Raw genomic sequence first — 19,881 nt, 5'->3', positions numbered from 1 at the left:
GGGGTTGCCGGCCAGCGGCCGGCGCTACCCGCGCGCGCGCTCAGGCGCTGATGCCGTATTCCTTCAGCTTCTTGCGCAGGGTGGCGCGGTGGATGCCCAGCATCGCGGCGGCGCGGCTCTGGTTGCCTTCGCAGTGGTTGAGCACTTCCACGAACAACGGGATTTCCATCTCACGCAGCACGATCTCGTAGACATCGTCCGCGTCGCAGCCATCAAGGTCACGCAGGTAACGGCGCACGGACTGGGCGACATGTTCACGCAGCGGTGGCCGGGGAGCGCCACGACTGTTGTCAGGACGAGAAAGGACAGCGTTCAAGGGGGTTCCCGATTCGGTTGGCCCGTGCGCGCGAAGCGCGCGGCCGGATGAGGTGGTGGCGGTCAGTCTAGCGCGAGCGTGCCCGGCCTGCCATGACCGGGCGGCCACTTGCGGTCATAGGAAGTCGAAGGTGAATGCGACGGTGGATGCGGCGGGCTCCTGTACGCGGAAGGCGACGCGGGCGCTCTGTCCCGGTTCCAGCAGGGCTGCCCCGGGGTTCTCCCCCAGGTACTGCGCGGGCGTGAACACGCCACTGCCGATCACCCGGCCATCGGCATCGGACAATGACAACCGCAGGTCTGGCCATGCCTGTGCCCAGCGCGCATCGTTGCGGATGCTGGCCTGCACCTGCAGCACGCCGGCCTGGCCCGGCAGGGGGCGGATCTCGCGGCTGGTCATGGTGAACGCAGTGGGCTCGTGCCAAGCGGGCAGGCTGCAGCGCAGGACGCCGCACAGCGTGCCCAGCCATGCGCGGTTGCCGGCGTCGGCGGCCAGCCGCGTGCGGTCGGCCAGCACGCTCTGCAGGACCAGCAGCAGCGCCAGCGCGGCGACCAGCACCCAGTGCCAGCGCGGCGTTGGCAGGGCACGTGGGCGCGGGTTGCCGAGGAAACTGGGTGCATCGGTGGCAACCGTCGTTGCCGGTAGTACGACCGGTGCCGGTTCGATGGCCGCGGAGTCATCAACGATGACCATGTCATCGTCGTGTCGCATCTCCGCCGTCGGCGCATGTGCCAGATCAACGGGCTCGGTCGGCGCCTGCATTGCAGGCGCTGTGTGCTCAACGTCGTGCTGCGTGCGCGCATCGGTCGCAGGCGCAGCCTCACCCTCCGGCGTCGTGCGCAGGAAGGTGGCCAGGGGACGGCGCGGTGGGTTCGGCTCGGACATGCTCAGGGTGCGGGCTCGGATCCAGCGGTCATTCAACCACGATCAGGCGCGGCGCACGCCGGTGATGCGCATCCAGTCGCCATCCTGGGTGGCCTGCAGGTCGTCGAACCACGCGGCGTAGCGCTGCAGCAGCTCGCCTTCCTGGCCATGCAGGATGCCCGACAGAGCGATGCGGCCACCGGCAGCGACGCGCGCGGCCAGCAGTTCGGCCAGCGCATCCAGCGCCGAGGCGAGGATGTTGGCGACCACGATCGGGTAGGTCGCGACGGGTTCGTCCTGCGGCAGGTACACATGCATGCGCGCCTGCTCGCCGTTGCGCTCGGCGTTGTCGGCGGTGGCGACCAGAGCCTGCGGATCGTTGTCCACGCCGATGGCTTCAGCGGCACCCAGCTTCAGCGCGGCCAGCGCGAGGATGCCCGAACCGCAACCGAAGTCGAGCACGCGCTGGCCCTGCAGCACGCCGTCGACGGCCAACTGGTCGAGCCAGCGCAGGCACAGGGCCGTGGTCGGGTGGGTGCCCGAACCGAAGGCCAGGCCCGGGTCCAGCCGCACCACGGCAGCATCGGCGGCCTGTGCAGCTTCCGGCAGTTCATGGTTCCACGGCACGATCCAGGTGTGGCTGCCGAAATCCATCGGCTGGAACTGGTCCAGCCACGCGCGCTCCCAGTCTTCGTCCTCTACGGCGCGGAAGCTGCCGTTGCTCCAGTCCAGTTCCGGATCGAAGGCTTCCAGCGCGGCAAGCAGCAACAGGGCGTTGCTGTCGGCGGGAAACAGCGCGCTCAGCACCAGGGTGTCCCACAGCGGGGTCTCGCCCACACCCGGCTCGAGGATGGCCTGTTCGTTGCTGGTATCGGCTTCGGCATCGAGCAGGGTGACGGCCAGTGCGCCGACGTCCTCCAGCGCATTTTCATAGCGGGGCTGGGTGGCTTCGGTGCAACGCAGGGTCAGTTCCAGGAACGGCATGGCGGTGGGGGCAATCACGGGAAAGGGGGCCATGCTAGACCATCGGGGCGTCTCCGTATTGCCTGAGATGCTGCCCGGGGATGAACGGGGCCAGTTCAGACAGGTCTGCCGGGCCTTGCTAAACTCCGTGCTTTCCTGTGCGCCGTGAACGCTCACTGTTGCCGATGGCCTTGGCTCCGACCCTGAAAACCTGGTTGCTCGTGCTGCCGGCGGTGGCCGTGCTGGGCGTGGCCGGGTATCGGGCCAGCGGGCATGCCGGGGCGGTCACTGTGCCTTCGCCGGAACTGTCGACGGCACTGGCTGCCGGTGACAGCAACCCGCCGTTGCCGGTGATACCGGAAGCGCTGGCGCGTCGCCTGGCGGCGTTCGAGCGCGGCAATGCGCTGCCTTCGGGCCTGCCGCTGGACCTGCGCGCCGACATCGAGGATGCCACCGATCTCTACGCCTATGCGCAGCGCCTGCGCGTGCAGGCCGACGACGGCAACCACGAGGCGCGCTGGATGCTGAGCCGGGTCTATGACTACTGCGCGCAGTACGCCATCGATCCCGGTGGCTACCGCTTGGACAACAACGTGCTGGCCGGGTTGGGCCTGACCGCCGCACCGGCGATGGTGCAGGCGCGTGAGCGCGTGGCACAGCGCTGCGGTGGTTTCGTGCCGGGCGACAAGCTGGGGTCGGCCCTGGTGCTGGCTGAACGTCGCACGGCGGCCGCGCAGGGCAACCTGGCCGCGGAAGCATCCTTGTTCGCCGAAGGCGAGCCGCTGCAGGACAGCCCCGAGTACCGCCGTGACCTGGTCGAGCGGGTGCGCACTTCGCGTGATCCGGAAGCCTTCATGGCGATCGCGCCGGGCATGGGCGCGCGCGCGGCAGGGGACCGCGCACTCGATGGGCTGGTGGCCGGCGAGCAGCTCAGTGAACTGGCATGGCGGCTTGCGGCCTGCGAACTCGGTCTACCGTGTGGGGCCGACAGTGTGCTGGTCAACAGTTTTTGTGCGAATGGAGGGATCTGTTCGCAGGATGGGACGCAGGATTTCCGGGATTTTGTGTATGACGCTGCGGTTTCGCGGCAAGGTGCGGGGAAGATGAAGCAGTGGATCAAGCGATTGGTTGGAAAGAGGGACGGGCAATGAATTACCGTCGATTCCTGCATGGGGCCAAGTTCTGGTTCTGGGTGGCGCTGTTCGTGGCTTACTCGGCCGGTGCGGTCGGGCTGTTGATGATCGATACCTACGAAGATCGTTACCGGCATCTGTCGAAAGTGGAACTGACCACTGTGAAGGCGCAGGAAGACGTGCGCCGCGCGGGTGCCAGCCAGGTCGCCGCGGTCTATCGCGCGCAGAGTGGCATGCCGTTCGCCTCGTTGCCGGCCGGCAGCACTTTCCAGGTGGTGTGGCCCGATGGTTCGACCGAGACCATGGTGATCGTCGATCCGACCTCGCCCAATGGCGTGCGTCCGCTGGCGAACTCGCAGATTCCGGCCGAAGCTGCCGACAAGCGCTGAAGCGCCTGCCATAGAGCCGAGCCCACGCTCGGCGCTACAGCAACAGAAAAGGGCGGGGAATTCCCCGCCCTTTTCATGTCCAGCACCTGCTGCCGATCAGGTCAACGCGATCGGCTTGTTCTTGCGCTCGGCAAGGCGCTTTTCCAGGTAGTGGATGTTCTGGCCACCGGCCTGGAAGCCCTTGTCGCGCATGATCCGCTGCTGCAGTGCGACGTTGGTCTTGATGCCATCAACCACCATTTCGCTCAGCGCCACCTGCATGCGAGCGATGGCGGTTTCGCGGTCCGGGCCGTGCACGATCAGCTTGCCGATCATCGAGTCGTAGTTCGACGGCACGCGGTAGCCACTGTAGATGTGGGTATCCACGCGCACGCCAGGGCCACCCGGCGGATGGAAGCCGGTGATGGTGCCCGGGCTCGGCACGAAGGTTTCAGCGTCTTCGGCGTTGATGCGGCATTCGATCGCATGACCGTTCAGCACCACGTCGCTCTGCTTGATCGACAGCTTCTGGCCGGCGGCGATCTTCAGCTGCTCGGCCACCAGGTCGATGCCGGTGACCATTTCGGTGACCGGGTGCTCCACCTGGATGCGGGTGTTCATTTCGATGAAGTAGAAGCGGCCGTCCTCGTAGAGGAACTCGAACGTGCCGGCGCCGCGGTAGCCGATGCGGATGCAGGCTTCCACGCACACCTTGCCGATCTGCTCGCGCTGTTCGGCGGTGATGCCCGGTGCCGGTGCTTCTTCCACCACCTTCTGGTGGCGGCGCTGCATCGAGCAGTCGCGCTCACCCAGATGGATGGCGTTGCCCTGGCCGTCGGCCAGCACCTGGATCTCCACGTGGCGCGGATTTTCCAGGAACTTCTCCATGTAGACCTCGCCATTGCCGAACGCGGCCTTGGCCTCGCTCTTGGTGGTTTCGATCGAGGTCTTCAGCGAGGCTTCGGCGTGCACCACGCGCATGCCACGGCCACCGCCGCCACCGGCCGCCTTGATGATGACCGGGTAGCCGATCTCACGGGCGATCTTGGTGTTGGCGACGATGTCTTCGCCCAGCGGGCCGCCCGAACCGGGTACGCACGGCACGCCGGCGGACTTCATCGCGCGGATGGCTTCGACCTTGTCGCCCATCATGCGGATGGTGTCGGCCTTGGGGCCGATGAAGATGAAGCCGGATTCCTCCACGCGCTCGGCGAAGTCGGCGTTCTCCGACAGGAAGCCGTAGCCCGGGTGGATGGCCTGGGCGTCAGTGACTTCAGCGGCGGCGATCAGTGCCGGAATGTTGAGGTAGCTCTGCGGCGACGGTGCCGGGCCGATGCAGACCGACTCGTCGGCCATGGCCACGTGCTTGAGGTTGCGGTCGACCGTGGAGTGCACGGCCACCGTGCGGATGCCGAGGGTGTGGCACGCGCGCAGGATGCGCAGCGCGATCTCCCCTCGGTTGGCAATGACGACTTTGTCGAGCATGGCGTGCCCCTCAGCCGATCACGAACAGCGGCTGGTCGAACTCCACCGGCTGGCCGTTCTCACCGAGGATGGCGACGATGGTGCCGGACTTGTCGGCTTCGATCGGGTTGAACATCTTCATCGCTTCGATGATGGCCAGGGTCTCGCCTTCCTTGACCTGCTGGCCAACGGTGACGAAGGCCGGCTTGTCCGGGGCGGACGAGGCGTAGAAGGTGCCGACCATCGGCGAGCGCAGCACGTGGCCTTCCGGCAGTGCCGGGCCCGGCTTGGCGGTGCCGCCGGTGGAGGCCTCGGTCGGCGACTGCATCGGCATCGCCTGCGGCGCCGGGGCGGCCGGAGCGGCGTACACCGGGGCCGCAATCGGGGCGGCATAGCCGGCCACCGGGGCACGCGACAGGCGCACCGACTCTTCGCCTTCCTTGATTTCGATTTCAGCCAGGTTCGACTCTTCCAGCAGGTCGATCAGCTTCTTGATTTTGCGCAGATCCATGAGGGCCTCTTTGGTTTCTATCTAGGTGAGGAGAGCGCCGTGGGCGCCCGGGTCGACAATCAGGTGGCGGATACCCGCAGCAGCGCCGCGTCCATCGCGTAGCGGTAGCTGTCGGCACCGAAGCCGCACACCACGCCCACCGCCTTGTCACTGAAGTAGCTGTGCTGGCGGAACGGTTCGCGGGTATGCGGGTTGGACAGGTGGATCTCGATGAACGGCACCGCCACCGCTGCCAGCGCATCGCGCAGAGCAACCGAGGTGTGGGTGAAGGCGGCGGGGTTGATCAGGATGAAAGCGGTTCCGTCGTTGCGTGCGGCCTGCACGCGGTCCACCAGCACGTGCTCGGCATTGGACTGCAGGCTCTCCACCGCGTGCCCGGCGGCCGATGCCTGGCTGGCCAGGGCCTGGTCGATGTCGGCCAGCGTGGTGTGGCCGTAGACCTCCGGCTCGCGGGTGCCGAGCAGGTTGAGGTTGGGGCCGTGCAGGACCAGCAGCTTCGCCATGGGATCCGGAAGACGGGAAAGGGCGGCAGTCTGGCGGAACCGGTGGATGCTGTCCAGTTCGGCGAAGTTTGCAGCGTTTCAATCGAACGTTTGAAATCTACCGGAGCGCTTGTGGCCGTATGGCGGGCGCTGGATCAAGGCGCGCTGAACGCCTTGCAGGCCGGGGATGCATGCACGTAGGCCGACGATGGCGGCAGGCCGGGCGATGGCGGCTGCCGCCATGGGCCGTGATGCCGTGGATCCAGGCCATGCTTGGATGGCGGAGTTCGGTGCGCAGCGAGCGACGCACCCACCACGAAGCCTTCTGGTATCGGGCCGCTCAGGTCTCCAGCGGCACCGTCGGTACCACGTTCGGGAACACCTCCTCCAGCGGCTCCCGTTCCCCGGGCTTCGGCGCCGGCCAGTTGTAGGCATTGACCGGCTGCGTCCGGTTCACCCACAACGCGTAATACAGATGGTCGGCGCGGCCATCACCGGTATTGGGGTGGATCAGGATGGTCAGGCCCAGGCTGTTGAGTTGCAGCCAGGGCACCAGCACCGGCAGCAGGTCGTTGGTGAAGCCGAAATAGAACGAGGGCGTGACGTGCGGTCCACGGGGCTCCAGGTTCCAGTTGCCCAGCTCCACCGGGAAACGCTCGGCGGCCCAGCGCCGCAGCAGGGCCGCCTTCTCGAAGCTGTCCTCGTCGAAATAGATATGCGCGTGGTAGCTCTTGATGTCGGTGTACGCGCGCGGGGCGCTGGGTAGCGTGGCTTCGCCGGGACGCACACTGGCCGGGCGCGGGGTCGGTTCGCTGGCCGTGGCCTGGCCCCAGGGGCTGCTGCCCTTCACCGGCGGCGGGACGATGGCGCGGAAGCCCGGGCGCCCGGGTTCGGTGGTGTTCACCGTACTGTCGCCGCGCGGGGCTGCGGTGGCGGTCGACGCGCTGGCCAGCCCACCGGCGGCCAGTCCGGCCGAGGCGATCAGGCGTCGGCGCGTGGGTGAGAGCAGGTCGGCCCAGTGGGCGTCATCGTCGCCGGCGTCGACGAGGGTCTGCGGGTCCGGGTGCATGGAGGGCTCCGTGGCGGCATCGTGTGGGCAGGCAAGCACGCTCGGGCACCTGCATCCACAGCGTCCAATAAGCAGGCGGCATCACCTCATGCAGGTTCGACCTGGTCGTCATTGAGCGCGGCTGCGGGGCGGGCTAGGGTGCAGGTCTTTCGCCCCGGAGCTCGCCATGACCTCGCCCGATGCCGATACCCAACGCAAGCGCGCGGCCTTCCGCCAGCTGCATGCAGCTGGGTGCTTCGTACTGCCCAATCCGTGGGACGTGGGCAGTGCCCGCTACCTGCAGCGGCAGGGCTTCCAGGCACTGGCCACGACCAGTGCCGGCTGCGCCTGGAGTGAAGGGCGGCCGGACGGAGCGGTTTCGCTGCAGGCCACGCTGGACCATCTGCGCCTGATGGCGGCAGCGACGCCGCTGCCGTTGAACGCCGATTTCGGCGATGGTTTCGGTGATACGCCGCAGAAGGTGCAGGAGGCGGTGGCCGCGGCGATCGACACCGGCATCGCGGCGTTGTCGATCGAGGATGCCAGCGGCGTCGCCGATGCACCGCTGCGTCCGATCGATCAGGCGGTGGAGCGCATGCGCGCTGCCCGTGCAGCCATCGACCGCGCTGGCGGCGACATGCTGCTGGTTGGCCGTGCCGAGAACTTCTTCGTCGGCGTGCCGGATCTGCCGGACACCCTGCAGCGCCTGCGCGCCTATGCCGAGGCCGGCGCCGATGTGCTGTATGCACCTGGTATCAGCACGCGCGAGCAGATCAGCGCGGTGGTTGCCGCCGCAGGGTCGAAGCCGGTGAACCTGCTGGTCGGTGGGCCGACACCGCTGAGCCTGCAGGACATTGCTGCACTCGGCGTCCGCCGCGTCAGCCTGGGCGGCGCATTGGCCCGTGCTGCTTGGGGCGGACTGATGCAGGCGACACAGCTGATCGTGCAGGACGGACGCTTCGACGGCCTGCAGCAGGCGGCTTCGGGCGCAGCCTTGAACGCCCTGTTCCGCTGACGGAAACCCCGGCATTGGCCCTGGCCAGAAGACGGAAGTAGATCCACGCCATGCGTGGATGGATGCGCCTGCGATTACAGCGCTTCCATCCTACCCTTGGGGAGCGTCACCCCAGGCTCCAACGCTGGCAGCAGTTGCCGCAGCAGCGCGGGATTGTCCAGCAACGCTGCACCGTCAATGAAACTCCATTGGGCTGTGCCGACGCGGCGCACGGCGAGCATGAACGAGGTGCTGCGCATCGGCGCTTCGCGCACGCGCAGCAGTGACTGGCGCGGTACGAAGCAGACTTCCTCGTCACCGGCCGCATAGGTGCGGCCCGGCACGCCCGCTTCGTCGCTGATGATGGTGACGCCGGCCTTGCGCAGTTCCTTTACCGTGTCGCGGGTCATCCGTGCATAGGCCTCATCACCGCCGGCCAGCTGCTTCAGGCTGGGATGGGTGCGCGCGATGATCAGCTCGGTATCGCCACGAGCGAAGGCGTCCATCATCGCCCGCACATCCTTGCGCAATGTGGCTGAGTCTTCCGGACTGAGTTCACCGGCCAACGCTGGCGCAACGGCCATTGCCATCGGCAGGGCCAGCAGAAGGGCAAGCAGGTATCGGTGCATCGTCGGGTATCTCAGCGGGAACCGGCGCACTATACGGTGGATGCGGAAACAGCGTCCCACGCATGGCGCTGGTGTCCCGGGCGTCACTACTTACTATTAGTAGTTAGTGAATTCCGGACATCCCCCATGCACACCCTCATCGTTGCCGCCCATCCTGAATCCGCCGCGTTGACCCATGCCATCGCCAGGCGCATCGGCGAAGCCATCACCGCAACGGATGCCGCCAACACCGTGACCCTCGCCGATCTGATGGCCGAAGGCTTCGATCCGCGCTTCAACACGCACGACCAGGCGCTGTTCCGTGGCACCGGCGCACCTCCAGCCGACGTTGCCGCCGAGCAGGCGCGGCTGGATGCTGCCGACACGCTGGTACTGGTCTATCCGCTGTACTGGTGGTCGTTCCCCGCACTGCTGAAGGGCTGGATCGATCGCGTGTTCACCCAGGGCTGGGCCTACCAGGACGGTGCCGACGGCAAGGTGCAGAAGAAGCTGCAGCGGTTGCGCGTGCACCTGGTCGGCATCGGTGGGGCCGGCGCGGACATGATCGAACGGCGCGGCTACGGCGCGGCGATGAAGACCCAGATCGACATGGGCATCTTCGACTACTGCGGCGCGCGCGTGCTGTTGTCCGAACTGCTGCTGGATGCGGATTCCGGTGCGGCCGAAGTGCATCTGCAGTCGGCAGAGTCGATCGGACGTAAAATCGGTACTCCGATGCGCTGACCGCCGTGCCCTGCCGATGCCTGCCAATGCCGCTCCCACGCGCCGCCGATTGACCCGTGAGCAACGCGGCCGCCAGTTGCTGGATGTGGCCTGGGCGCTGGTCGGCGACGAAGGCACCGACGCGCTGACGCTGGGGCGGCTGGCCGAGGCTGCGGGCGTGACCAAGCCGGTGGCCTACGATCACTTCGTGACCCGCAATGGGCTGCTGGCCGCGCTCTACGATGACTACGACGGCCGCCAGACGCGGGTCTTCAACGAGCGCATCGGCCGCGCCCGGGCGCAGTTGGCCGATCGTGCGGCGGCCATCGCCTCCGGCTACATCGACTGCATCCTCAGCCAGGGCAGTGAAGTGCAGGGCATCCTTGCCGCGCTGGTCGGTGCACCTGAACTGCACGAGGTGCGGCGGCGCTACCAGCAGGATTTCATCGACAACTGCGGCACCTGGCTGGGCCCGTTTGCTGCCGACGGCACGGTGCCACTGGCCGGGCGCTGGGCGATTCTCGGTGCGGCCGAAGCCCTGTCCGAAGCCGTAGCAGCAGGCGCGCTGGACAAGGCCGCAGCCGAAGCCGAGCTGCAGCGCTTGATCGTGGCAACGGTCAAGCGACGCTGAGCCCTTCAGGCGTCGGCGGTGCTGTCGGCCAGCGCCGCAAACCCGGCGGCCAGCCGTTCGCGCACAAGGGCATCGCGTGCGTCGCGGCTTTCAGAACCCAGCACCACGGTGATCAGGCGTACCGGCTGATCCCGCCCGGGCACTGCCCGGCATGCGGTGGCGGCCAGGCAGAAGCCTGCGGCCTGGGTGTAGCCGGTCTTCAAGCCATCCACGCCGTCATCGCCAAGCAGCGCGTTCTGGTTGTTGCGGCCGAAGCTGCCATGCGCGAACGTGCGCTGCGCGGTGATTGCCAGTATCTGCGGATGGTCATTCAGCAGGCAGGCGGCGAGTACTGCCATGTCGCGCGCGCTGGAAGCATGGTGCGGGGTGGTGATGCCGGATACGCTGGCGAACCAACTGCTGCGCAGGCCAAGCTGGCGCGCGTGCCGGTTCATGCGGTCCAGGAACGCAGGCTGTGATCCGTCCAGATGGCGCGCGATGGCCAGCGCCGCGTCATTGCCGGAGACGATCATCAGTCCTTCCAGCAGGCGCGCGAGGGTGACTGTTTCACCGGGCACCAGGCCCATGCGCGTTTCATCATCGGCCACCGCGTGCACATCCTCGGCGGCGATGGTGACCGCTTCGTCCCACGCGCCTCCGTTCTCTTCGACGCATTCGTATGCCGCATAGGCGGTCATCAGCTTGGTCAGCGAGGCCGGTTGCCGCGCGATGTCCGCGTTGTGCTGATGGACCACCGCGAAAGTTGCCGCATCGAGGGTGATCGAGGACAACGGCGCGCGCTCAGTAGCAGGAGACGGCATGGATGGGCCGATGGAGGAGGGCTTGCAGGATAGCCCGCGGCGGCTGCATGAAGCTGCAATATTGAAACGATATAACGTACCGTCATTGTGGGCCGCCGTTGGCCCGACGGGACATCCGATGACTGCACGCATGCCACGCCGTTGGCTCCATTCCTCGCTGCTGCTTGCGTTGGCTACGCTGGGTGGCTGCCAGCCCAACCTGCGCGCCGAGGCTGTTGCTTCCGGCCCAGCGCGCCCGCACAACGTGATCGTGATGATCAACGACGGTGCCGGTTGGGGTACCTGGGACGCCGCCGTCTACTGGCAATACGGCAGCCGCGAAGGGGCGCCGTATGCGGATTTTCCGCAGCGCCTGGCGGTAACCACCTTCCCGTTGAACGCCAGCAGCCAGCCGACCCGCGACAACGCGCAGACCCTGGGCTACGACGCGGGCAAGGCCTGGGATGACACACCGGTTCCTGCGCAGGACCTGCCGTTTGCGGGCTACCAGTACCTGGCTGCGGTGGCTACCGACAGTGCGGCGGCGGGCACCGCGTTGTCCTCGGGCATCAAGACCTACAACAACGCCATCAATTACAACAACGATGGCAATCCGGTCGAGTTCAATACGCTGCGCGCCAAGCGGCTGGGCATGGCCACCGGCGTGGTGACTTCGGTACCGTTCGCGCATGCCACGCCGGCCGCGTTCGCGGCGCAGAACGAATCGCGCAACAACTATCACGCCATCGCCCATCAGATGCTGGCGCAGGGGCATATGGATCTGGTGATGGGCACCGGAGGCCCGGGCTACAGCGTTGATGGTCGCGCCTGTGACGAGAGTGCCGGCGCGGCCAAGGCCGAGGGCTGCGCCAACCCGTGGGAATGGGTGTCGCAGCAGGATTGGCAGCAGCTGGAAGCGGGCAGCACCATCGGCGGCAATCCGTCGGGGCCGTGGCGCCTGATCCGCAGCAAGGAGGCGTTCGCCGCGCTGGCGCAGGGACGGTTGCCGGCCGACCGGCCGCTGATCGGCGTGCCGCGCGTGGCCAACACGCTGCAGCAGGCGCGCCAGCTGCAGGTGCTGGGCAAGGATGCGGCCACGCCTTCCGGTGTGAGGAAGATCGACAGCGTGCCCGATCTTGCGACCATGACCCGTGGCGCGCTGCTGTTCCTGCAGCAGCGTTCGTCCAACGGCCTGTTCCTGATGGTGGAAGGCGGCGCCACCGACTGGGCCGCCCATACCAGTGCCTGCGGCACTGAATGGCACTACGGCCAATGCAGCGACCAGCCGCAGTACGGCCGGCTGATCGAGGAAACCGTGGAGTTCAACGACGCGGTGGCGGCGGTGGTCGACTGGATCGAGCGCAACGGTGGCTGGGAACGCAACCTGTTGATCGTCACCACCGACCACGACAACAGCATGCCGATGGGCCCGGATGCACAGAACGTTGCCTTCGAGCCGGTACGCAACAACGGCCGTGGACGCATGCCGGGGATGAGCTTCCGCCCGACCGGCAACCATTCCAATGCGCTGGTGCCGTTGTGGGCCAAGGGCGCGGGCGCGGAGCTGCTGGGCCAGCGCGTGCGGGGCGTCGATGCCGGTTACCGCCAGCATGTGCGCTGGAACGACGGCAGCTACATCGACAACACCGATGTGGCTGCGGCGGTGCAGGAGGCACTGCAGCGTTAAGGGTGCGCGGGGCGCTGGCTGGCAGCTGCAGGTTTCCCGGTCGACGAGGTTGCCGGCCAGCGGCCGGCACTACCGGGGATGGTGCTGGGCGGCGGCGACGGGCTGGCCAGCTGGCGTGCCAGCTCGGTGCTGGCCACGTGGCCGTGCAGGAACAACAAGCCGCTGAAGATGTTCATGAGCGTGCCTCCACTTGAGTGGATTGCACGATACGGGCAGCATGGACGGGTAAAAAGCGACATTTCCGCAAGGTGGCCTTGAGAGGAATTCAAGCCTGATGTCCCGCCCTCCACTCCATGCCCTGCAGGGCTTCGTGGCTGCCGCCCGGCTCGGCAACCTGTCGCGTGCCGCCGCGTCGATGAATGTGACCGTCAGTGCGCTCAGCCACCAGATGCGGCAGCTGGAAGAGCGCCTTGGCCAACCGTTGCTGATCCGCCAGCCGCGTGGTGTCACCCTCACCCTGGAAGGGCAGCGCCTGCTCGACCAGGTCGGACCGCATCTGGATGCGATCAACGAAGCCTTCCAACCCTATGCGGCACGCGCCGAGCACGTGCTGACGATCAGTGCGGTGCCGTCGATGGCCTCGGCCTGGCTGGTGCCACGCCTGGGCCACTTCGTGGCCGCGCACCCGCAGATCGAGATCAACCTGCAGTCGAGTGAACGCCTGGTCGATTTCGAGCGGCAGCGCCAGTTCGACGCCGCGCTGCGGTTGGGCACCGGGCAGTGGCCCGGGCTGGTGGTGGAACCGCTGTTCGACGAGTGGCTGCTGCCGATGGCCAGCCCGGCACTGATCGAACGCATGGGGGGCATCGACCGTGTACCGCTGACCCAGTGGCCGCTGCTCGGTGATCCCGACGGCGCGTGGGGCGCCTGGTTCGCCTTGAGTGGGCAGAGTCCGCCACCGCGCTTCGTGGCGGTGCTGGATGATTCGGAGGCACACCACCGTGCGGCGCTGGACGGGGTAGGCGTAGCGCTCGGGCGGGTGACGCGGGCACGCTTGCTGCTGGAATCCGGTCAGCTGGTCGCGCTGTCCAGCCTGCGCCTGAAAACCGCCTGGCCACATTGGCTGGTGTACCCGCAGCGCTCGGCCAGCCATCGTGGCTTCCTCGCGTTCCGCGACTGGCTGCATGCGCAGGCCGCCGAGCACGTGCGGCACATGGCAGACGCACATCTATAGCGTCGAGCCATGCTCGACCATTGCATCTGGATCTGTAGCGTCGAGCCATGCTCGACTGCTGGTGCTCGACTCTACAGTCATCGCACCAGCGTGACCGCCTGCCCGGCACGCGCGAACGCTTCCTCAAGCAACGGGCCGGCCTTGATCGCCTCCACTTCCTCGAACAACGCCCGCAATGCATCGGCCGGGCGTGAGGCCGGCGCCGCCACTGCCTGCTGGATCGCGGTGAAGCGGTCGGCCAGCACACGGTGGCCGGGATGCGCCTGCGCCCATGCTTCCAGCGGCTGGCGTACACCGGCGTCGGCATCCAGGCGCTGCTGATCGAACAGGGTGATGGCCGCCGCCGAGGTCTCCGCCCGCTCGATCGTGGCATGGCGCAGTTCGCGACTGAGGAACAGGTCATAGGCCGCGCCACGCCCCACCGCGATGCGCAGCCCCTCGCGATCCAGGTCGGCTACCTGCTGCGCAGGGCTGTCCGCGCGCACCAGATAGGTACCTTCGATCTCCACATACGGAGCACTGAAGGCAATGCGGTCGGCGCGTGCCGGATCGATGGCCAGGAAGGCCAGATCCCAGCCGTCTTCGCCTGCTGCCTCGACCACCGAGGCTGCGGCATCGTGGCAGGTGAAGCGAGCCTGCACCCCCATCCGTTGCGCCAATGCGGTAGCCAGTTCCAGTGAGGGGCCGCGCGGTGAGCGCGCATCGCCCTGTGCCAGCACCGGGTTGCCCAGGTTGATCGCCACGCGCAGAAAACCGTGCGGTGCCAGCGTACGTCGGTGGTCGGCCAGGGACATGCGGGACTCCACGGGGCAGGGGAGACCCAGCATGCCAATAACGGTGTCCGCGTGGCGTGGAATCAGCCGCGCGCGGCGAAGGTGCCGTGGAAGCCCAATGGCACCGCATACGGCAGCCAGGCCTGTGCCAGCGGACCGTCGTCCAGGTGGCGGGCATCGAGCACCGCCAGGCCGCTGCGCTTGTTCACCGGGTCAAGCAGGGTGCCGATCAGCCAGCCATCATCGGCGTTGCGGCTGCCCTGGCGCGGCACGAACACATGCTCTTCGGCCATGATGTCCGGTCCATAGTTCCACAGCTGGCGGCGCCCGTGCTCGATGTCGAACGCGGCCACGGCGTTGAAGTACGGCGCATTGGCCGTGCCGTCGATGGTCGGCGCATACAGCCGTGCGCCACGTGTGTTCGCCGAGCGCGGGTCGAACAACGGGAACTCCACTGCGCTGATGCCCAACATTTGCCAGCCGGCCTGGCCACGACGCAGGTCCAGATGCAGCTCGACCAGGCTGGCGCCACTGTTGGCAGCGTGTGCGCCATCACCGGCCATCGCTTCCTTCATCGGCGAGCGCGCCTCATTGATGTCGTCGTGGCGCACTGCACGCAGCACGATGCCGCCATCGCGGGTGAACGCGTCGCCGAAGTGGTAGATCGCCGCGAACGGGGCCTCGAACCATTGCGCCTTGTCCGGCGCATCCTTGGCGACCACCGCGATGCGCACAGGACGCTGAGGCGCGAACTGCATGCGCTCGAAGAAGCTGCTGCCTGCGCCGGTGAAATCGAACGGCATCATCACGAACACCAGGTGCTGGTCGGTCATCGCGAAGGCATGCAGGTAGCCATGCTCGGGTGTTTCGATCACATTGGCGCTGCGCAGCTGGCCGTTCGCACCGATGTGCCAGACCAGCAGGCCATGGCCACCCATCAGGCTGATCGAGCCGAAGTTCCAGACGCTGCCGTCGCGGTCGCGCAGCGGGTGCGCCGAGAACGGCAGTGCGGCGAGGTCCGGACGCCAGGTCACCGGACCCAGCGTCTGCAGGGAATCGGGGTCTACTTCGAATGCCGAGCCGGACTCGCACAGCGCGAACAGGCGGCCATTGATCATGGTTACCGAGGTATTGGCCACGTTGGCATCGTCGTTGTTTCGAACTGCCAGCGCACCGGGAACGCTGGTGCCGGCAGCTGGATACTGGAAGCGGCCGGCCTTCTGTTCACGGGTGAATTTCGGCGTGGCGACCATGCGCCCGTGATGGGTCAGGCTGCCGTCACCATTGAAGCGCCAGCCATGCACCATGCCGTCACCGTCGAACCAGTGGTCGTAGCGGAAGCCATCGCGCTCGGTCCAGGCCGGGCCGTTGCGGTACAGCGTGCCGGCCAGGCCCGCTGGCAGCTTTCCCTACAGTTGCACGGTGGCCGGGCCGAGGCTTTCGCTGCCGACGCTGCGCCAGCCGAGCAGCCACGGGTGTTCCTGCATGCCCTGCGCGAACCGCGCCGGGTCGCCGGCGTAGGCGGGAGCGCTGCGCAGCGCGGTGGCGCCCAGGGCCAGGCAGGCACTGCTGCTGAGCAGGGTACGAAGGAAGCGGCGACGGTCCATGGTGGCCTCGGGTCTGGATGCGGGAATCAGCGCAGGGTGATGTCGATGGCGGTGCCAGCCGCCGGCACGTCGACGCGCGCCTCGTCGAAGGTCGGCTTGCGCATCACCTGCGGGTTGTTGCTGAAGCCGTAGCCTTCCACCGGCATGCCGACCAGGTTGGTGTCGAGCTTGCCGTTGTCGTTCTCGTCGTGGGTGAGCAGTACGGCATAGGTGCCGGCCGGCAGGTTCTTGAACACGAAGCGGGCGCTGTCACCGCTGGGCGCCGCCTGCTGGGCCTGCACGGGCCTGGCCTTGCCGTCCCAGGCGGCCGCGCTGTCAACCAGGGCAGCACGCAGGGTGCCGGTCTGCACGCGGACGTCGTGCACGGTCACGGCCAGGTCGGCGGCGTGGGCACTGCCGGCCAGGGCCAGGGCAGTCAGGGCGGTGCTGAGCAGGGCGGTGCGGATCATGGCGGTGGCTCCGGAAGTGGGTGAGGCGGTGTGGAGCCAGTCTGCGTGGGGCGGTGCACCGGGTTCAGGGCCAGTGGTCATCGATTCGACGTGCCAGAAGTCACTTTCTGCGCCGGACCCATTGCCGCCGGCGTGCGCGGCCGTCAGCATCTGGCCATGCCCAGCCTGTTCCGCCATCTGTTGCGTCCGCTCAGCCTCGCCGGCCTGGTCACCGTGCTGGTGGTCGGCCTGTCGTTCGCAGTGCAGCGCAGCGGCGCCGGGCTGAGCCTGCTGCTGCTTGCTGTGTTCCTGCTGCTGTTCGTGGTGCACGGCTGGGCGTCGATGCCATCCCGCGTGCGCGCCGTCGCTGCGGTGTTGCAGGCGCTGTTGGCGGTTGTGCTGGTTGCGCTGCAGCCGCGTACCGGCACCGCCCCGGTGCTGCTGGTGGTGCTGGTTGCACAGCTGGCCGAGCACTGGCCGCCGCGCTTTGTGCTGGGTGTTGCGCTGCTGGCCAACCTGGCGGTGTATGCCGTGCTGCGCCACAGCGGCTTCAGCCAGCCCCTGCTGGTGGTGCTGCTGTATGGCGGTTTCCAGGCCTTTGCCGCGCTGACCGCGCACTATGCCCGCAGCACGGCGCTGGCCCGCGATGACCTGGCCCGGGTCAACGCCGACCTGCTGGCCACCCGCGCGCTGCTGGCTGACAGTGCACGCGATGCCGAGCGCCTGCGCCTGGCCCGCGAACTGCATGATGTGGCCGGGCACAAGCTCACCGCGATGCGGCTCAACCTGCGCGCCCTGGCCGCTGACCCTGCGCTGGCCGGTCGCGAAGGGCTGGTGCTGGCCGAACAGTTGTCCGGCGAGTTGCTGGCCGACATCCGCCAGGTAGTGCAATCGATGCGCGATGATCGCGGCCTCGATCTGGCCACCGCGCTGCATGCGCTGGCCGCACCCTTCCCACGACCGAAGCTGCAGCTGCAGATCGGCGACGGGGTGCGCGTGGCTGACCCATTGATGGCCGAGACCGTGCTGCGGCTGGTACAGGAAGCCCTGACCAATGCCGCCCGGCACGGCAATGCAGACACCGTGTGGTTGACGATCAATGAAGAGGAATCCCAGTTGCGTATCGATATTCGCGATGATGGCCAGCGCGCCGAACGCATCCGCGAGGGCAATGGCATCGCCGGCATGCGCGAGCGCCTGGCGGCTGTGCAGGGGCGGCTGGAGTTGGCCCGAACCGCGCAGGGCGGCATGCATCTGACCGCGCGGTTGCCGGCATGAGCCCGGCGGCAATCCGCGTAGCGCTGGCCGACGACCAGGCATTGGTGCGTGCAGGCCTGCGTGCGCTGCTGCAGGGCCTGGGGGTGGACGTGGTGCTGGAGGCCGAGGATGGCCAGGCCCTGCTGGATGCGCTGGATACGCAGCGCGTGGACGTGGTGCTCAGTGACATCCGCATGCCCGGGCTGGATGGGATCGAGGCACTGCGCCAGCTGCGCGCGCGCGGCGATGCCACGCCGTGGCTGCTGCTGACCACCTTCGATGAAAGTGATCTGCTGCTGCGCGCCAGCGAGGCCGGTGCGCAGGGCTTCCTGCTCAAGGATGCCGCGCCGGCCGACCTGCGCGAGGCCATCGAACGCGTTGCCGCTGGCGAGACCCTGCTGCTGCCGGTCAGTACCGATCCGGTGCGCGCGCGTTACCGCTTCCACGATGAAGCGCCGCCCACCGATACCTTCGGCGAACGTGAAGTGGCAATCCTGCGCCTGCTGGCCGGGGGCTACAGCAACAAGGAGATCGCGCGCAGCCTGTTCCTGGCCGAGGGCACGGTGAAGAACTACGTGTCCGCCATACTCGACAAGCTGGGCACCCGCGATCGCACCCGTGCAGTGCTGAAGGCGATTACCCTGCGCATCATCTGAGTGGACGTGGCAAGGAATGTCAGTGAACCCGATCCTGCATGTGGAAATCCCGGCCAGTGACCTGGACCGGGCCATCACGTTCTACCAGCGATGGCTGCAGGTTGCGGTGGACGAACCCATCGTGCTGCACGACTGCCGGATGGCCTATCTACCGTTTTCCGATGAGGCCGCCGGTGCCAGCATTGCTCTGGTGCACGGCGCGGACTATCTGCCCTCCGAGCAGGGCACGCGCATCTATATCGGTGTCGATGACCTGGATGCCAGCCTCGAGCGTGCGCTGCAGGCCGGGGCCGAGCTGCGCTTCGGCCCGGCCGATGCCGGCGACTGGCGCGTGGCCGAGATCCGCGACAGCGAAGGCAACCGGATTGCATTGCAGGCGCGCGCGGTTCTGTAGAGCCGAGCCGATGCTCGGCTGCTGTTGACCCAGCTGCCAACGCTCAGCCGAGCATCGGCTCGGCTCTACACCGTCGCGGCGCGTGAGCGCTGCAGCCAGTCGTTGATCGCGGGGTCCAGCCGCGGGTCGTCCGGAAGCTGGATACCGAAGCGCTGCTCCAGCACGTCGCGCACGTCTCCGACGTCATGCAGCGGGCGCTTGTCCGGCGCCTGCCCGGGGCGATACTCGGTGTAGTTGCCGCTGCCGATGGTGCGGCGCCAGTCCGGACCGGTCAGCGATGCGCGCAGCTGGCCGGGGAAACTGGAGTCGGGATGGGTGCACACGTACCAGTTGCCCACCACGTTGTCGATCGGCGCCGGCGCCTGCAGATCGAAGCGGTACATCGCCCGCCAGCCCTCGCCGGATTCGGCCGACAGCATGAAATCACCGCCGTCTTCCAACCGCTGCAACAGGTAGCGTTCGTGCGGCGTGGCCTGCGGCTGCGGGTCATGCAGGCGCAGCGGTACGGTCGGGGTCAGGCTGCCGAAACCTGCGTCCACCAGCCAGTCATCACCGTCCACGTGCACGCGCAGCAGCAGATGGGTACGCGCCGTCAGCTGGCCGTCCTGGGCGGCCAGCAGCACGCGCGCGCTCAACGGCTGCGCATCGAAGCCCAGCACCTGCAGCAGCGCCAGCAGGCCGCCGTTGAGTTCGAAGCAGTAGCCACCCCGGCGGTCGTCAAGCAGCTTGCGCTGCACGCTGTCCAGGTCGATCGGTACCGCATCGCGCAGCAGGCAGCTGAGGGTCTCGAACGGCAGCAGCGCGTTGTGGCGCTGCTGCAGCAGGGTCAGGCCGGCCAGCGTCAGCGGCGGGGGCGCATCCAGCTGCAGGCGCTGCAGGTAGCGGGGAACATCGAGCGTCGTCATGGGGGCACCGGGCGGGGAAGGGAGGTCCACTGTGCTCCCCCAACCGGGGTTGAGGTCAAGCACCGTGCTGGTGTCATCGCCCCGTCGCGTGTGCCGGGTACAAAGGCGGCGTCCGC

The 19,881-nt window shown here is 67.6% G+C and carries 23 protein-coding genes and 1 pseudogene; 10 read left to right on the top strand and 14 right to left on the bottom strand.

Annotation, left to right across the window (positions count from 1 at the left end; translation table 11 throughout):
- Positions 1-40: 40 nt before the first annotated feature.
- The 3 genes from fis to prmA form a co-directional block, all read right to left on the bottom strand.
- Positions 41-316: a DNA-binding transcriptional regulator Fis gene (gene fis, locus D5301_RS02335; RefSeq protein ID WP_005419706.1), complete on the bottom strand. Its 276-nt coding sequence runs from the start codon at positions 314-316 to the stop codon at positions 41-43.
- A gap of 114 nt (positions 317-430) precedes the next feature.
- On the bottom strand, positions 431-1,201 hold the full coding sequence (locus D5301_RS02330; protein WP_153854656.1) for a DUF3426 domain-containing protein: 771 nt from the start codon (positions 1,199-1,201) through the stop codon (positions 431-433).
- Positions 1,202-1,243: 42 nt separating this feature from the next.
- Entirely contained in the window at positions 1,244-2,164 is a 921-nt protein-coding gene (prmA, locus tag D5301_RS02325) for a 50S ribosomal protein L11 methyltransferase (protein ID WP_153854858.1), read from the bottom strand.
- A gap of 164 nt (positions 2,165-2,328) precedes the next feature.
- Between prmA and D5301_RS02320 the strand changes: the two genes are divergently transcribed.
- Together D5301_RS02320 and D5301_RS02315 are read left to right on the top strand one after the other, a co-directional pair.
- Positions 2,329-3,294, top strand: coding sequence for a hypothetical protein (locus tag D5301_RS02320; protein ID WP_110714389.1), 966 nt, complete (start codon positions 2,329-2,331; stop codon positions 3,292-3,294).
- A complete protein-coding gene (locus D5301_RS02315) occupies positions 3,291-3,665 on the top strand; it encodes a hypothetical protein (protein ID WP_010481078.1) in 375 nt (124 codons plus the stop codon). The genes D5301_RS02320 and D5301_RS02315 overlap by 4 nt, the downstream gene beginning before the upstream one ends.
- 96 nt (positions 3,666-3,761) lie before the next feature.
- Here the strand turns inward: D5301_RS02315 and accC are convergent, their stop codons facing one another.
- The 4 genes from accC to D5301_RS02295 all read right to left on the bottom strand — a co-directional run bounded on the left by accC (position 3,762) and on the right by D5301_RS02295 (position 7,170).
- The gene (gene accC, locus D5301_RS02310; RefSeq protein WP_049446715.1) at positions 3,762-5,129 is read right to left on the bottom strand and encodes an acetyl-CoA carboxylase biotin carboxylase subunit; all 1,368 of its coding nucleotides are present in this window, start codon (positions 5,127-5,129) and stop codon (positions 3,762-3,764) included.
- Between the two features lie 10 nt (positions 5,130-5,139).
- Complete coding sequence (gene accB / locus D5301_RS02305) at positions 5,140-5,619, bottom strand: acetyl-CoA carboxylase biotin carboxyl carrier protein (protein ID WP_049443248.1); 480 nt, start codon at positions 5,617-5,619, stop codon at positions 5,140-5,142.
- Between the two features lie 59 nt (positions 5,620-5,678).
- Positions 5,679-6,122 carry a type II 3-dehydroquinate dehydratase gene (gene aroQ, locus D5301_RS02300; RefSeq protein WP_110713928.1) on the bottom strand — a complete coding sequence of 148 codons (444 nt, stop codon included), beginning with the start codon at positions 6,120-6,122 and terminating at the stop codon, positions 5,679-5,681.
- 319 nt (positions 6,123-6,441) lie between these two features.
- Positions 6,442-7,170, bottom strand: a complete 729-nt coding sequence (locus tag D5301_RS02295) for a DOPA 4,5-dioxygenase family protein (RefSeq protein WP_153854655.1) — start codon at positions 7,168-7,170, stop codon at positions 6,442-6,444.
- A gap of 166 nt (positions 7,171-7,336) precedes the next feature.
- Here D5301_RS02295 and D5301_RS02290 point away from each other — a divergent pair, with 166 nt between their 5' ends.
- Positions 7,337-8,164, top strand: a complete 828-nt coding sequence (locus D5301_RS02290) for an isocitrate lyase/phosphoenolpyruvate mutase family protein (RefSeq protein WP_153854654.1) — start codon at positions 7,337-7,339, stop codon at positions 8,162-8,164.
- A gap of 74 nt (positions 8,165-8,238) precedes the next feature.
- Here the strand turns inward: D5301_RS02290 and D5301_RS02285 are convergent, their stop codons facing one another.
- Positions 8,239-8,772: a hypothetical protein gene (locus D5301_RS02285; protein ID WP_153854653.1), complete on the bottom strand. Its 534-nt coding sequence runs from the start codon at positions 8,770-8,772 to the stop codon at positions 8,239-8,241.
- Positions 8,773-8,898: 126 nt separating this feature from the next.
- Between D5301_RS02285 and D5301_RS02280 the strand changes: the two genes are divergently transcribed.
- Together D5301_RS02280 and D5301_RS02275 are read left to right on the top strand one after the other, a co-directional pair.
- Positions 8,899-9,495: an NAD(P)H-dependent oxidoreductase gene (locus D5301_RS02280; RefSeq protein WP_153854652.1), complete on the top strand. Its 597-nt coding sequence runs from the start codon at positions 8,899-8,901 to the stop codon at positions 9,493-9,495.
- A 16-nt stretch (positions 9,496-9,511) separates the two neighbouring features.
- A complete protein-coding gene (locus D5301_RS02275) occupies positions 9,512-10,105 on the top strand; it encodes a TetR/AcrR family transcriptional regulator (protein WP_110713923.1) in 594 nt (197 codons plus the stop codon).
- Between the two features lie 5 nt (positions 10,106-10,110).
- Here D5301_RS02275 and D5301_RS02270 read toward each other — a convergent pair whose 3' ends face one another.
- On the bottom strand, positions 10,111-10,905 hold the full coding sequence (locus D5301_RS02270; protein ID WP_110713922.1) for a D-alanyl-D-alanine carboxypeptidase family protein: 795 nt from the start codon (positions 10,903-10,905) through the stop codon (positions 10,111-10,113).
- Positions 10,906-11,023: 118 nt separating this feature from the next.
- On the opposite strand from D5301_RS02270, the gene D5301_RS02265 reads away from it, so the two are divergent.
- A complete protein-coding gene (locus D5301_RS02265) occupies positions 11,024-12,571 on the top strand; it encodes an alkaline phosphatase (protein WP_153854651.1) in 1,548 nt (515 codons plus the stop codon).
- Here D5301_RS02265 and D5301_RS02260 read toward each other — a convergent pair.
- Entirely contained in the window at positions 12,568-12,747 is a 180-nt protein-coding gene (locus D5301_RS02260) for a hypothetical protein (RefSeq protein ID WP_110713920.1), read from the bottom strand. The genes D5301_RS02265 and D5301_RS02260 overlap by 4 nt on opposite strands.
- 98 nt (positions 12,748-12,845) lie before the next feature.
- On the opposite strand from D5301_RS02260, the gene D5301_RS02255 reads away from it, so the two are divergent.
- Entirely contained in the window at positions 12,846-13,745 is a 900-nt protein-coding gene (locus D5301_RS02255; RefSeq protein ID WP_153854650.1) for a LysR substrate-binding domain-containing protein, read from the top strand.
- A 77-nt stretch (positions 13,746-13,822) separates the two neighbouring features.
- Here the strand turns inward: D5301_RS02255 and D5301_RS02250 are convergent, their stop codons facing one another.
- The 3 genes and pseudogenes from D5301_RS02250 to D5301_RS02240 all read right to left on the bottom strand — a co-directional run bounded on the left by D5301_RS02250 (position 13,823) and on the right by D5301_RS02240 (position 16,574).
- Entirely contained in the window at positions 13,823-14,539 is a 717-nt protein-coding gene (locus D5301_RS02250; protein WP_153854649.1) for an ABC transporter substrate-binding protein, read from the bottom strand.
- Positions 14,540-14,601: 62 nt separating this feature from the next.
- Positions 14,602-16,125, bottom strand: a pseudogene (locus D5301_RS02245) (carotenoid oxygenase family protein).
- 26 nt (positions 16,126-16,151) lie between these two features.
- Positions 16,152-16,574 (bottom strand): DUF2141 domain-containing protein, encoded by a 423-nt coding sequence (locus tag D5301_RS02240; protein WP_110713916.1) that lies wholly within the window; start codon positions 16,572-16,574, stop codon positions 16,152-16,154.
- A 156-nt stretch (positions 16,575-16,730) separates the two neighbouring features.
- On the opposite strand from D5301_RS02240, the gene D5301_RS02235 reads away from it, so the two are divergent.
- From D5301_RS02235 to D5301_RS02225, 3 genes are read left to right on the top strand one after another with little or no spacing between them, the layout of a single operon-like run.
- Positions 16,731-17,831: a histidine kinase gene (locus tag D5301_RS02235; protein WP_110713915.1), complete on the top strand. Its 1,101-nt coding sequence runs from the start codon at positions 16,731-16,733 to the stop codon at positions 17,829-17,831.
- Positions 17,828-18,466, top strand: coding sequence for a response regulator transcription factor (locus tag D5301_RS02230; RefSeq protein WP_032129575.1), 639 nt, complete (start codon positions 17,828-17,830; stop codon positions 18,464-18,466). The genes D5301_RS02235 and D5301_RS02230 overlap by 4 nt, the downstream gene beginning before the upstream one ends.
- A gap of 22 nt (positions 18,467-18,488) precedes the next feature.
- Entirely contained in the window at positions 18,489-18,860 is a 372-nt protein-coding gene (locus D5301_RS02225) for a VOC family protein (protein WP_324187246.1), read from the top strand.
- A 65-nt stretch (positions 18,861-18,925) separates the two neighbouring features.
- Here D5301_RS02225 and D5301_RS02220 read toward each other — a convergent pair whose 3' ends face one another.
- Positions 18,926-19,765, bottom strand: coding sequence for an arylamine N-acetyltransferase (locus D5301_RS02220; RefSeq protein WP_153854647.1), 840 nt, complete (start codon positions 19,763-19,765; stop codon positions 18,926-18,928).
- Between the last annotated feature and the right edge of the window lie 116 nt (positions 19,766-19,881).

Source organism: Stenotrophomonas sp. MH181796 (assembly GCF_009659995.1).
Classification (GTDB): domain Bacteria; phylum Pseudomonadota; class Gammaproteobacteria; order Xanthomonadales; family Xanthomonadaceae; genus Stenotrophomonas; species Stenotrophomonas riyadhensis.
This window is presented reverse-complemented; position numbering and strand designations above follow the sequence as displayed.

What these genes read in the sequence shown, in the direction of transcription:
- D5301_RS02330 (WP_153854656.1), bottom strand. Translation starts at nt 1,201, where the DNA reads ATGTCCGAGCCGAACCCACCGCGCCGTCCCCTGGCCACCTTCCTGCGC.
- prmA (WP_153854858.1), bottom strand. Translation starts at nt 2,164, where the DNA reads ATGCCGTTCCTGGAACTGACCCTGCGTTGCACCGAAGCCACCCAGCCC.
- D5301_RS02320 (WP_110714389.1), top strand. Translation starts at nt 2,329, where the DNA reads ATGGCCTTGGCTCCGACCCTGAAAACCTGGTTGCTCGTGCTGCCGGCG.
- D5301_RS02315 (WP_010481078.1), top strand. Translation starts at nt 3,291, where the DNA reads ATGAATTACCGTCGATTCCTGCATGGGGCCAAGTTCTGGTTCTGGGTG.
- accC (WP_049446715.1), bottom strand. Translation starts at nt 5,129, where the DNA reads ATGCTCGACAAAGTCGTCATTGCCAACCGAGGGGAGATCGCGCTGCGC.
- accB (WP_049443248.1), bottom strand. Translation starts at nt 5,619, where the DNA reads ATGGATCTGCGCAAAATCAAGAAGCTGATCGACCTGCTGGAAGAGTCG.
- aroQ (WP_110713928.1), bottom strand. Translation starts at nt 6,122, where the DNA reads ATGGCGAAGCTGCTGGTCCTGCACGGCCCCAACCTCAACCTGCTCGGC.
- D5301_RS02295 (WP_153854655.1), bottom strand. Translation starts at nt 7,170, where the DNA reads ATGCACCCGGACCCGCAGACCCTCGTCGACGCCGGCGACGATGACGCC.
- D5301_RS02290 (WP_153854654.1), top strand. Translation starts at nt 7,337, where the DNA reads ATGACCTCGCCCGATGCCGATACCCAACGCAAGCGCGCGGCCTTCCGC.
- D5301_RS02285 (WP_153854653.1), bottom strand. Translation starts at nt 8,772, where the DNA reads ATGCACCGATACCTGCTTGCCCTTCTGCTGGCCCTGCCGATGGCAATG.
- D5301_RS02280 (WP_153854652.1), top strand. Translation starts at nt 8,899, where the DNA reads ATGCACACCCTCATCGTTGCCGCCCATCCTGAATCCGCCGCGTTGACC.
- D5301_RS02275 (WP_110713923.1), top strand. Translation starts at nt 9,512, where the DNA reads ATGCCTGCCAATGCCGCTCCCACGCGCCGCCGATTGACCCGTGAGCAA.
- D5301_RS02270 (WP_110713922.1), bottom strand. Translation starts at nt 10,905, where the DNA reads ATGCCGTCTCCTGCTACTGAGCGCGCGCCGTTGTCCTCGATCACCCTC.
- D5301_RS02265 (WP_153854651.1), top strand. Translation starts at nt 11,024, where the DNA reads ATGACTGCACGCATGCCACGCCGTTGGCTCCATTCCTCGCTGCTGCTT.
- D5301_RS02260 (WP_110713920.1), bottom strand. Translation starts at nt 12,747, where the DNA reads ATGAACATCTTCAGCGGCTTGTTGTTCCTGCACGGCCACGTGGCCAGC.
- D5301_RS02255 (WP_153854650.1), top strand. Translation starts at nt 12,846, where the DNA reads ATGTCCCGCCCTCCACTCCATGCCCTGCAGGGCTTCGTGGCTGCCGCC.
- D5301_RS02250 (WP_153854649.1), bottom strand. Translation starts at nt 14,539, where the DNA reads ATGTCCCTGGCCGACCACCGACGTACGCTGGCACCGCACGGTTTTCTG.
- D5301_RS02240 (WP_110713916.1), bottom strand. Translation starts at nt 16,574, where the DNA reads ATGATCCGCACCGCCCTGCTCAGCACCGCCCTGACTGCCCTGGCCCTG.
- D5301_RS02235 (WP_110713915.1), top strand. Translation starts at nt 16,731, where the DNA reads ATGCCCAGCCTGTTCCGCCATCTGTTGCGTCCGCTCAGCCTCGCCGGC.
- D5301_RS02230 (WP_032129575.1), top strand. Translation starts at nt 17,828, where the DNA reads ATGAGCCCGGCGGCAATCCGCGTAGCGCTGGCCGACGACCAGGCATTG.
- D5301_RS02220 (WP_153854647.1), bottom strand. Translation starts at nt 19,765, where the DNA reads ATGACGACGCTCGATGTTCCCCGCTACCTGCAGCGCCTGCAGCTGGAT.